6 protein-coding genes are annotated in these 12,475 nt (G+C 36.8%); 3 read left to right on the top strand and 3 right to left on the bottom strand.

What is annotated here, in order from left to right; genetic code table 11:
• The first annotated feature begins 6 nt into the window (after positions 1-6).
• On the top strand, positions 7-732 hold the full coding sequence (locus BST91_RS04875; protein ID WP_085774671.1) for a head GIN domain-containing protein: 726 nt from the start codon (positions 7-9) through the stop codon (positions 730-732).
• 72 nt (positions 733-804) lie between these two features.
• Here BST91_RS04875 and BST91_RS04870 read toward each other — a convergent pair whose 3' ends face one another.
• The 3 genes from BST91_RS04870 to ytxJ are packed head-to-tail and all read right to left on the bottom strand — an operon-like array spanning position 805 to position 3,420.
• Positions 805-2,133: an MFS transporter gene (locus BST91_RS04870; RefSeq protein WP_085774670.1), complete on the bottom strand. Its 1,329-nt coding sequence runs from the start codon at positions 2,131-2,133 to the stop codon at positions 805-807.
• A gap of 47 nt (positions 2,134-2,180) precedes the next feature.
• Positions 2,181-3,005: a M48 family metallopeptidase gene (locus tag BST91_RS04865; RefSeq protein WP_082586868.1), complete on the bottom strand. Its 825-nt coding sequence runs from the start codon at positions 3,003-3,005 to the stop codon at positions 2,181-2,183.
• Complete coding sequence (ytxJ, locus tag BST91_RS04860; RefSeq protein WP_085774669.1) at positions 2,992-3,420, bottom strand: bacillithiol system redox-active protein YtxJ; 429 nt, start codon at positions 3,418-3,420, stop codon at positions 2,992-2,994. The genes BST91_RS04865 and ytxJ overlap by 14 nt, the downstream gene beginning before the upstream one ends.
• A gap of 168 nt (positions 3,421-3,588) precedes the next feature.
• Here ytxJ and clpB point away from each other — a divergent pair, with 168 nt between their 5' ends.
• A complete protein-coding gene (clpB, locus tag BST91_RS04855; RefSeq protein WP_085775675.1) occupies positions 3,589-6,195 on the top strand; it encodes an ATP-dependent chaperone ClpB in 2,607 nt (868 codons plus the stop codon).
• A gap of 244 nt (positions 6,196-6,439) precedes the next feature.
• Positions 6,440-12,292 carry a beta strand repeat-containing protein gene (locus BST91_RS04850; protein WP_085774668.1) on the top strand — a complete coding sequence of 1,951 codons (5,853 nt, stop codon included), beginning with the start codon at positions 6,440-6,442 and terminating at the stop codon, positions 12,290-12,292.
• Positions 12,293-12,475 lie beyond the last annotated feature (183 nt).

Here is a 12,475-nt window from a genome sequence, read left to right as displayed (position 1 = left end):
AAAATCATGAAACATATAACATTACTTTTTATAGCCCTTTTAAGCGTACAAATATCTCAGGCTCAATGGTGGGGAAAAGATAAAATTAAAGGAAACGGTGAGGTCATTTCAAAAACCTTTGAAGTAGGTGATTATGACAAGGTCAATGTAAGAAATAGCATTGATGTAACATTGGTTGCTGGGAAAGAAGGCTCCATTGAAGTAAAGGCCGAGTCTAATATCATGGAACATATAGAGATCGAGGTGAAAGGCGGTAGATTAAAAATTGGTATTGAGGATGGATACAATGTGAGTACTCGCAAGGGAATCTATGTTACAGTACCTGTTCAAGAAATTGAAGCTTTATCACTGGCAGGTAGTGGCGATATTCATTCAGAACTTGTTTTAAAATCATCTAATATGGAAATAAGTGTTGCTGGATCTGGTAATATAGAAGTTGAAACTGAATCAAGAAACCTAGAAGTAAATGTTGCTGGTAGTGGTGACATAATTTTAAAAGGGCGTACTGAAAATTTAGATGCTAGTGTAGCTGGTAGCGGTGATATTGAAGGGTTCGGTCTAAGAGCTAATAATATTGACGCTAGTATCGCAGGAAGTGGTGACATTAGTGTTTATTGTAATGGAGGTACCATTAATGCAAGTATTGCTGGTAGTGGTGATATTGTGTATGATGGAAAATCCAGTAAGGTTAAAACTTCTATCATAGGAAGTGGCGATGTAGAAAAAAGATAGCATTCCTTATAATTAAATAAAAAGCCGTCTAGTACTTTACTAGACGGCTTTTCATTTGTAATCTAAATGGTTTTACTTAATTTTTCCCGTTCGATAAAGCAGCACTACTCCAATGGTAAAAAAAGCAACTAGAAATAATATACTTTCTCTCATGCTGCCAGTGTACTGATTTACCAATGCAAAAATACCCATTCCAATCACAATTCCGATTTTCTCTGAAACATCATAAAAACTAAAAAAGGAGGCTGTATCAATGGTATTTTCAGGAATCATTTTTGAGTAGGTACTCCTCGACAAACTTTGAATTGATCCCATTACTAACCCCACAAATCCCGCGGTAACATAAAATTGTATAGGTGTGTATACAAAATAACCGTAAATACATATACACACCCATAATATATTAATGACCATTAAAGTTTTTATATTTCCATGCTTTCGCGAAAGCTTACTAGCCAACCACGCACCAGGAATCGCAATAAGTTGTATTAACAAAATACTTACAATTAATCCTAGTGTGCCATCACGTTCACCTGTCTCCTCATTCATAGGCCACAGAACTTCTTCGGTTCCAAAATAAGTTGCGATTAACATTACAGTTTGTACAGCCATACTGTAGATAAAAAAAGCTCCTAAAAATCTTTTCAATTGTCCTAGATGATCTAATTGATTCCATATTTTCCTGAGCTCTTTAAATCCATTAGTAAAAATGTTTTTAACTTGAGAGGTATCCTTTTTTGTTCCTAATGGCAGGTATGCATAAGAATATTGGGCAAAACCTATCCACCAAAGACCAGTGAGGACAAAGGAAAGTCGCGGTGCATCTAGACCTAGAATACCTTCTTCTGGATAAAAGCCACCTTGTATGAGCGCTAGACACAGTAATAGTAAGATCACACTACCTATATAGCCATAAGAAAAACCTTTGGCGCTTGCAGCATCTTGTTGGTCTGGGTGAGCAATATCTGGTAGATAGGAATTGTAAAATACTAGTGATCCCCAAAAACCTACCAGTGCTAGCAAGTATAGAAGTAAACTTACATATAGATAATCAAAACTAAACCATGCCAATCCACAACAACTTAGAGCTCCTAGATAACAGAAAAACTGTAAAAACCTTTTCTTTTTACCAGAATAATCGGCTATTCCTGAAAGTATAGGTGATATTATAGAGACAATTAAAAAGGCAATTGCGGTTGTTATAATAATGATATTTTCATTGGTCACTGATTTGAATAAATCAGGAACGTTGTCTTGTTCATAAGCTTTAGTACTTATATAGCTGTAGAAAATAGGAAAAATAGCGCTCGCTATAACCAGTGAATAAACTGAGTTTGCCCAGTCATAGAATGCCCAGGCCTTTATAAGTTTTTTGTGACCCTTTGGTAAAGTTGGTTTCATAAAAAAAGGCGCTCTTTTATGAGCGCCTTAAAAGTAAAGATTCAAAATTACTTGAATGAAGTAACTCCGTATTTTTTTGCTTCTTCTTTTGCTTTAGGAGCAAGTTGATTAAGAAATTCTATTCGACTATCGTTAGATGGATGCGTACTTAGAAATTCTGGTGGAGCTTGTCCACCACTAGCCGCTTTCATGCGTTTCCATAATTCTGGAGCTTCATATGGATCGTATCCGGCTATAGCAGATAGATAAAGACCTATTTTATCAGCTTCAGTTTCATGAGATCTTGAGAACGGTAACATTCCTCCTAATTGTGAACCTAAACCATAGGCTTGATTCAAAATTTGTTGAGTTTGTTGGTTTGCTCCTGCAACTTGTGACCCAACAGCAACACCTACCGCACCAAGCGCTTGTACCTGAGCTGCACTCATACGTTGCGCACCGTGATCTGCAAGTGCATGTGCTACTTCATGTCCCATTACTACTGCAACACCGCTTTCCCCTTGACAAATTGGTAAGATTCCAGTATAAAAGACAATTTTACCACCAGGCATACACCAGGCATTTACCGTTTCGTCCTTAACTAGATTATATTCCCATTTGTAGTCTTTTAAATAAGCTTCTTCTCCTAGAGCCGATAACCATCGTTGTGCAGCAATTCTAATTTTATTACCTACGTCTTCAATCATCTTTGCCTCGGAGGTTCCTGTAACTACATTATTTTGATTTAAAAAATCGTCATATTGAGCAAAAGCCATTGGAAACAATTGCGAGTTCGACATAAAATTTAAAGTCTTTTTACCTGTAAAAACATTTGTTTTACAGGATAACAATAGAAAAAGACCGGCTAGCATTATTGTTCTATTCCAACTCATAGGTAGGTTTATTTTTATTAGCAACTATTTCTTGTACTTTTTTAATATCGATACCATGATGAGATTCATTGTGTAAAACCTCTTCTTGATAAAGTACGATTACTTGAGGACTTTGATGTACTACATTAAGTTTTTGAGCAATGGCATTACTCACTTCTCTAAACTGCAGCAAATCAAGATAATAATAACTTACATCTACATCATTTTTGACATAATTATTTTCAAAATTCTTAAGAACCATCCTTGAAATACCACAACGCGTACTATGTTTAAAAATAACTTTAGGCTTTAATCTAGAATTGCGAATTACATTATCTAATTGATCTACTGATTCAAGAGAGTCCCAAGGAATTCCAGTAATTTCATCCTTGGCAATATCTCTTTGTGATTTGAAAAATTTATCAAAAATTCCCATGTAAATAGGTTATTAAACTGGTACAAATATAGTTCTTGTTCAATAATGATCGTATTATCAATAACTTAAATCAGACAAAATGTCTTGTTAAACTCGGTAATTAATGTCTTTTTGTCAAGAATTAAACAAGGTACAACAGTTGCTAATGTAGGAATAAAAATGAATACTATGAATTTAAATAAATTAACTATAAAGTCTCAAGAAGCGATACAACAAGCTCAACAAATTGCACAAGAGGCTCAACACCCAAGTATATTAAACGAACATTTATTTAAGGGCATTCAACTTGTAGATGAGAATGTCCTTCCTTTTATTTTTCAAAAATTAGGTGTTCAATTATCCATAATTAGTCAATTAATAGACAAGCAATTAGGATCTCTATCAACCGTCACCGGAGGAAACTTACAATTTTCGAGAGATACGGCAAGTACACTAAACAATGCTATATCTATCGCTGGTAAAATGAATGATGAATATGTTTCTATTGAACATTTATTATTAGCCATTTTTGAAGGTTCAGGAACGGTTTCAAGGATACTGAAAGATCAAGGAATCAATGTGAAAGACTTAAAAGCTGCAATTGAGTCATTAAGAAACGGCAATCGAGTGACTTCATCCAGTGCCGAGGAGACCTACCAAAGTCTTAGTAAATATGCCAAGAATTTGAACGATCTCGCTGATAAAGGAAAATTAGATCCCGTAATAGGTCGTGATGAGGAAATAAGAAGAATTCTTCAAATACTTTCTAGAAGAACTAAAAATAATCCGATGTTAATCGGAGAACCAGGAGTAGGTAAAACTGCGATTGCAGAAGGACTTGCTCATCGTATAGTGGCTGGTGATGTGCCTGAAAATCTCAAAGAAAAACAAATATTTTCATTAGACATGGGTGCCTTAATAGCTGGTGCAAAGTATAAAGGTGAATTTGAAGAGCGTTTAAAAGCAGTTGTGAAAGAGGTTACGCAAAGTAGCGGTGATATTGTATTGTTTATTGATGAAATACATACTCTTGTAGGTGCTGGTGGTGGCGATGGAGCAATGGATGCTGCCAATATATTAAAACCTGCACTAGCCAGAGGAGAATTAAGAGCTATTGGAGCTACAACCCTAGATGAATATCAAAAATATTTTGAAAAGGATAAAGCTTTGGAACGTCGCTTTCAAAAAGTTACTGTTGATGAACCTGACACAGAAAGTGCTATTTCAATCTTAAGAGGTATCAAGGATAAATATGAAGCACATCATAAAGTACAAATAAAAGATGATGCTATTATTGGTGCTGTAGAGCTATCACAACGATATATTACAAACAGGTTTCTTCCAGATAAAGCTATAGACCTAATAGATGAATCTGCAGCGAGATTAAGAATGGAAATCAATTCAAAACCAGAAGAATTGGATGTTCTTGACCGCAAAATTATGCAGTTGGAAATAGAAATTGAGGCAATCAAAAGAGAAAATGATGAAGTCAAACTTAAGTCACTAAACTCTGAATTGTCCATTTTAAAAGAATCTAGAAATGAGCTCAATGCTCAATGGGAAAATGAAAAGTCTGTAATTGATGCTATTCAAAATCTTAAATCAGATATTGAGAATTATAAATTGGAAGCAGAACGTGCAGAAAGAGAAGGAAACTATGGAAAAGTGGCAGAATTACGTTACGGAAAAATCAAGGAAGCACAAGAACAACTGGTAAAACTTCAAGAACAAGCTGCGTTACAAGACAGTTCTCAAGCCCTAATTCAAGAAGAAGTAACATATGATGACATTGCAGAGGTGGTTGCTAGATGGACCGGAATACCGGTGACAAGGATGCTTCAAAGTGAAAGAGAAAAACTACTCAACCTAGAAACTGAATTAAATAAACGAGTTGTAGGACAACATGAAGCTGTCGAAGCTGTGAGTGATGCGGTGCGTCGCAGTCGAGCAGGTTTACAAGATCAACGTAAACCAGTAGGTTCTTTTCTATTTTTAGGAACAACTGGTGTAGGAAAAACTGAACTTGCTAAAGCTTTGGCCGAGTTTCTATTCAATGATGAAAACGCCATGACACGAATCGATATGAGTGAATATCAAGAACGTCATAGCGTAAGCAGACTTGTGGGTGCTCCTCCTGGATATGTGGGATATGACGAAGGAGGACAGCTTACTGAAGCAGTAAGACGTAAACCTTATTCAGTAATTCTTTTGGATGAAATTGAAAAAGCTCATCCAGATACTTTTAATATTCTATTGCAAGTCCTAGATGAAGGTAGACTTACTGATAATAAAGGTAGAGTAGCCGATTTTAAAAACGCCATAGTCATTATGACATCAAACATGGGTGCCCATGCCATACAAGATAAATTTGAAAACGCAAATGTGATTGATGAACAATTAATCGATCAAACCAAAAATGAAGTTCTTCAAGCTCTCAAAAAACAAGTAAGACCTGAGTTTATCAATAGGATTGATGATATCGTCATGTTTACCCCACTTACAAAAGCTGAAATAAAAGAAATTGTAAAATTACAGTTGAAGAGTGTAACTAAATTGCTCGCAAAACAAGGAATTACAGTTGACGCCACAGATCAAGCTATCAACTTATTAGCTGTTAAAGGATTTGATCCTCAATATGGTGCACGACCAGTAAAAAGAGTAATTCAAAAAGAGATCATGAATGAATTGTCTAAAAAAATACTCTCTGGAGAAATTAGTACTGAAAGTATTGTTTTAATTGATCAATTTGATGACCAATTGATTTTCCGTAATCAAGAAGATCAGATTAGTGTGTAATATAAATAATCATAAATTATTTAACCCGAGTTTGTACTCGGGTTTTTTGATTTTACGCTTTCGCGAAAGCATAAATAGGAAAACTTACAGTTAACCCAAACAACCAAATTCACAAAATAAACTCTACAAAAAGAGCTTTTAATCAGAGAAAAATTCCTTTTAACGATTGTTAAACAATTGTGATATTTAATTACTAGAAAAAACTTTATGCTAGATATTTTCGTATGTAATTCAAAGAGAAGATATGAGATCCCTAGTTTATTTTTTCATTTTTTTAGGTTCACTTTACGCCACTTCACAAGTAAAAATTGGTGATAATCCAAATAGTATTGATCCTTTTTCGATTTTAGAATTGGAAAGTACATCCAATGTACTTGTTGTTACACGGGTGACAACTGCCGAGATGAATGCGATTACACCGCTTAATGGTGCTATCGTATACAATTCTACCGAAAATTGTTTGTATCAATATAGGTCTGGAAACTGGGAAAGTCTTTGTATTGGAGGAACTTTGACAGATAACAATGACGGTAGTTATACTTTTACAAATATCAACGGAGGAACCGTCGTTATTGATACCAGTGCAAACTCTGATCCCTACAATAATGTTACATCAGGTTTGAGTGCATTGAACGTACAAGATGCTATTGATGAATTGAATACGGCAACTAGAAGTATTGTATTAATTGATAATGCGGATGGTACTTACACTTTCAGTGATGCAAATGGAAATATTGTCACTATTGCAGATACGAGTATCTCTACTCTTACTGACAACGGTAATGGCACTTATACCTATACAGATGAAACTGGCACTCAAACGATAATCGATACTACTTTCTTGGAAACTCTCACTTCGCTAGGCCTTAATGCAAGTGAAACAGCCTTGGAGTATAGTGATGAAGACGGCGTAATTACTACCATTAATTTAGCCAATGTTGTACAAAACTTAGAGACCTTAACCACTATCGTTGAAAACACAGACGGTACTTTTACTTACACCGATGAAGATGGTGGTACTACCATTATTGATGTAACGAATCTGGAAACTCTTACCTCTATTGCGTTGAATGCTGATGATACTAACATCGATTACACCGATGAGGATGGTGTGGTTACTCAGCTTGATCTTACAGCTTTAGTACAAAACTTGGAGACCTTAACCACTATCGTTGAAAACACAGACGGTACGTTTACTTACACCGATGAAGATGGTGGTACTACCATTATTGATGTAACGAATCTGGAAACTCTTACCTCTATTGCGTTGAATGCTGATGATACTAACATCGATTACACCGATGAGGATGGTGTGGTTACTCAACTTGATCTTACAGCTTTAGTACAAAACTTGGAGACCTTAACCACTATTGTTGAAAACACAGACGGTACTTTTACTTACACCGATGAAGATGGTGGTACTACCATTATTGATGTAACGAATCTGGAAACTCTTACCTCTATTGCGTTGAATGCTGATGATACCAATATCGACTACACCGATGAAGATGGTGTGGTTACTCAGCTTGATCTTACAGCTTTAGTACAAAACTTAGAGACTTTAACCACTTTGGTTGAAAACACAGACGGTACGTTTACCTATACCGATGAAGATGGTGGCACTACAGTTATTGATGTTACCAATCTGGAAACACTGACTTCTATTGCGTTAAATGCTGATGATACTAACATTGACTACACCGATGAGGATGGTGTCGTAACTCAGCTTGATCTTACAGCTTTAGTACAAAACTTAGAAACTTTAACCACTTTAGTTGAAAACACAGACGGTACTTTTACTTACACCGATGAAGATGGTGGTACTACTGTTATTGATGTTACCAATCTGGAAACGCTTACCTCTATCGCGTTGAATGCTGATGATACTAACATCGATTACACCGATGAAAATGGTGTGGTTACACAGCTTGATCTTACAGCTTTAGTACAAAACCTAGAAACTTTAACCACTATCGTTGAAAATACAGACGGTACTTTTACTTACACCGATGAAGATGGTGGTACTACTGTTATTGATGTAACGAATCTGGAAACGCTTACCTCTATCGCGTTGAATGCTGATAATACTAACATCGATTACACCGATGAGGATGGTGTCGTAACTCAGCTTGATCTTACAGCTTTAGTACAAAACTTAGAAACTTTAACTACTATCGTTGAAAACACAGACGGTACTTTTACTTACACCGATGAAGATGGTGGTACTACTGTTATTGATGTCACAAATCTGGAAACACTGACTTCTATCGCGTTGAATGCTGATGATACTAACATCGATTACACCGATGAGGATGGTGTGGTTACTCAACTTGATCTTACAGCTTTAGTACAAAACTTAGAGACTTTAACCACTATCGTTGAAAACACAGACGGCACCTTTACCTATACCGATGAAGATGGTGGTACTACTGTTATTGATGTTACCAATTTGGAAACACTTACCTCTATCGCGTTGAATGCTGATGATACTAACATCGATTACACCGATGAGGATGGTGTGGTTACTCAACTTGATCTTACAGCTTTAGTACAAAACTTAGAGACTTTAACCACTTTAGTTGAAAACACAGACGGTACGTTTACTTACACCGATGAAGATGGTGGTACTACCGTTATTGATGTTACCAACCTGCAAACTCTTACCTCTATTGCGTTGAATGCTGATGATACTAACATTGACTACACCGATGAGGATGGTGTGGTTACTCAACTTGATCTTACAGCTTTAGTACAAAACTTAGAGACTTTAACCACTATCGTTGAAAACACAGACGGTACGTTTACTTACACCGATGAAGATGGTGGTACTACCATTATTGATGTCACGAATCTGGAAACTCTTACCTCTATTGCGTTGAATGCTGATGATACTAACATCGACTACACCGATGAGGATGGTGTGGTTACTCAGCTTGATCTTACAGCTTTAGTACAAAACTTGGAGACCTTAACCACTATCGTTGAAAACACAGACGGTACGTTTACCTATACCGATGAAGATGGTGGTACTACTGTTATTGATGTTACTAATCTGGAAACTCTTACCTCTATTGCGTTGAATGCTGATGATACTAACATCGATTACACCGATGAAGATGGTGTGGTTACACAGCTTGATCTTACAGCTTTAGTACAGAACTTGGAGACAGTTACTACATTAGGAATCAATGCTGGTGAACTTACTTATGCCAATGAAGACGCTACAAATGCTAATGTAAATCTGATCTCTACTGATGCTGATAACAGCATCACTGCCGGTACTGACGGTGCCTTATTCGTAGATGTGTCTGCTGCACAAACAGTAACGAATCTTACTGACCTTAATGATGGGTTTGTAACCTATACTAATGAAGATGGTACGGTACAAACTGTTGCTAAAGCTGATATCACTGATAACATGAATGGTACCTATACATTCACCAATAATGATGGTACCGATGTGACTATTGACACTAACGGTATCGTTATTACTAATGTGATCGCTGGTAATCGTATTGCTACTGTAACTGAAGCTGATGGTACTGCTGTAGATATTGATGAAACCATTACTACCATCACTGGTAATGCAGCAACGGGTAATACCATTGCTACTTATGAAAATGAAAATGGTGATACAGAAGATATTAATGAAACGGTTACAGCTTTAGGAATCAATGCTGGTGAACTTACTTATGCCAATGAAGACGCTACCAATGCTAATGTAAATCTGATTTCTACTGATGCTGATAACAGCATCACTGCTGGAACTGATGGTGCCCTATTCGTAGATGTGTCTGCTGCACAAACAGTAACGAATCTTACCGACCTTAATGATGGGTTTGTAACCTATACTAATGAAGATGGTACGGTACAAACTGTTGCCAAAGCTGATATCACTGATAACATGAATGGAACCTATACATTCACCAATAATGATGGTACCGATGTGACTATTGACACTAACGGTATCGTTATTACTAATGTGATCGCTGGTAATCGTATTGCTACTGTAACTGAAGCTGATGGTACTGCTGTAGATATTGATGAAACCATTACTACCATCACTGGTAATGCAGCAACGGGTAATACCATTGCTACTTATGAAAATGAAAATGGTGATACAGAAGATATTAATGAAACGGTTACAGCTTTAGGAATCAATGCTGGTGAACTTACTTATGCCAATGAAGACGCTACGAATGCTAATGTAAATCTGATCTCTACTGATGCTGATAACAGCATCACTGCTGGTACAGACGGTGCCCTATTCGTAGATGTGTCTGCTGCACAAACAGTAACGAATCTTACTGACCTTAATGATGGGTTTGTAACCTATACTAATGAAGATGGTACGGTACAAACTGTTGCTAAAGCTGATATCACTGATAACATGAATGGTACCTATACATTCACCAATAATGATGGTACCGATGTGACTATTGACACTAACGGTATCGTTATTACTAATGTGATCGCTGGTAATCGTATTGCTACTGTAACTGAAGCTGATGGTACCGCTGTAGATATTGATGAAACCATTACTACCATCACTGGTAATGCAGCAACGGGTAATACCATTGCTACTTATGAAAATGAAAATGGTGATACAGAAGATATTAATGAAACGGTTACAGCTTTAGGAATCAATGCTGGTGAACTTACTTATGCCAATGAAGACGCTACCAATGCTAATGTAAATCTGATTTCTGCTGATGCTGATAACAGCATCACTGCTGGAACTGATGGTGCCCTATTCGTAGATGTGTCTGCTGCACAAACAGTAACGAATCTTACTGACCTTGGAAATGGATTTGTAACCTATACTAATGAAGATGGTACGGTACAAACTGTTGCTAAAGCTGATATCACTGATAACATGAATGGTACCTATACATTCACCAATAATGATGGTACCGATGTGACTATTGACACTAACGGTATCGTTATTACTAATGTGATCGCTGGTAATCGTATTGCAACGGTAACTGAAGCTGATGGTACTGCTGTAGATATTGATGAAACCATTACTACCATCACTGGTAATGCAGTAACGGGTAATACCATTGCTACTTATGAAAATGAAAATGGTGACACAGAAGATATTAATGAAACGGTTACAGCTTTGGGAATCAATGCTGGTGAACTTACTTATGATAATGAAGACGCTACGAATGCTAATGTAAATCTGATCTCTGCTGATGCTGATAACAGCATCACTGCTGGTACTGACGGTGCCCTATTCGTAGATGTGTCTGCTGCACAAACAGTAACGAATCTTACTGACCTTGGAAATGGATTTGTAACCTATACTAATGAAGATGGTACGGTACAAACTGTTGCTAAAGCTGATATCACTGATAACATGAATGGTACCTATACATTCACCAATAATGATGGTACCGATGTGACTATTGACACTAACGGTATCGTTATTACTAATGTGATCGCTGGTAATCGTATTGCTACTGTAACTGAAGCTGATGGTACTGCTGTAGATATTGATGAAACCATTACTACCATCACTGGTAATGCAGCAACGGGTAATACCATTGCTACTTATGAAAATGAAAATGGTGATACAGAAGATATTAATGAAACGGTTACAGCTTTAGGAATCAATGCTGGTGAACTTACTTATGCCAATGAAGACGCTACCAATGCTAATGTAAATCTGATCTCTGCTGATGCTGATAACAGCATCACTGCTGGAACTGATGGTGCCCTATTCGTAGATGTGTCTGCTGCACAAACAGTAACGAATCTTACTGACCTTGGAAATGGATTTGTAACCTATACTAATGAAGATGGTACGGTACAAACTGTTGCTAAAGCTGATATCACTGATAACATGAATGGTACCTATACATTCACCAATAATGATGGTACCGATGTGACTATTGACACTAACGGTATCGTTATTACTAATGTGATCGCTGGTAATCGTATTGCTACTGTAACTGAAGCTGATGGTACTGCTGTAGATATTGATGAACCATTACTACCATCACTGGTAATGCAGCAACGGGTAATACCATTGCTACTTATGAAAATGAAAATGGTGATACAGAAGATATTAATGAAACGGTTACAGCTTTAGGAATCAATGCTGGTGAACTTACTTATGCCAATGAAGACGCTACGAATGCTAATGTAAATCTGATCTCTGCTGATGCTGATAACAGCATCACTGCTGGTACAGACGGTGCCCTATTCGTAGATGTATCTGCTGCACAAACAGTAACGAATCTTACTGACCTTAATGATGGGTTTGTAACCTATA

This window comes from Nonlabens tegetincola (assembly GCF_002117085.1).
GTDB classification, from domain to species: Bacteria; Bacteroidota; Bacteroidia; order Flavobacteriales; family Flavobacteriaceae; genus Nonlabens; species Nonlabens tegetincola.
This window is presented reverse-complemented; position numbering and strand designations above follow the sequence as displayed.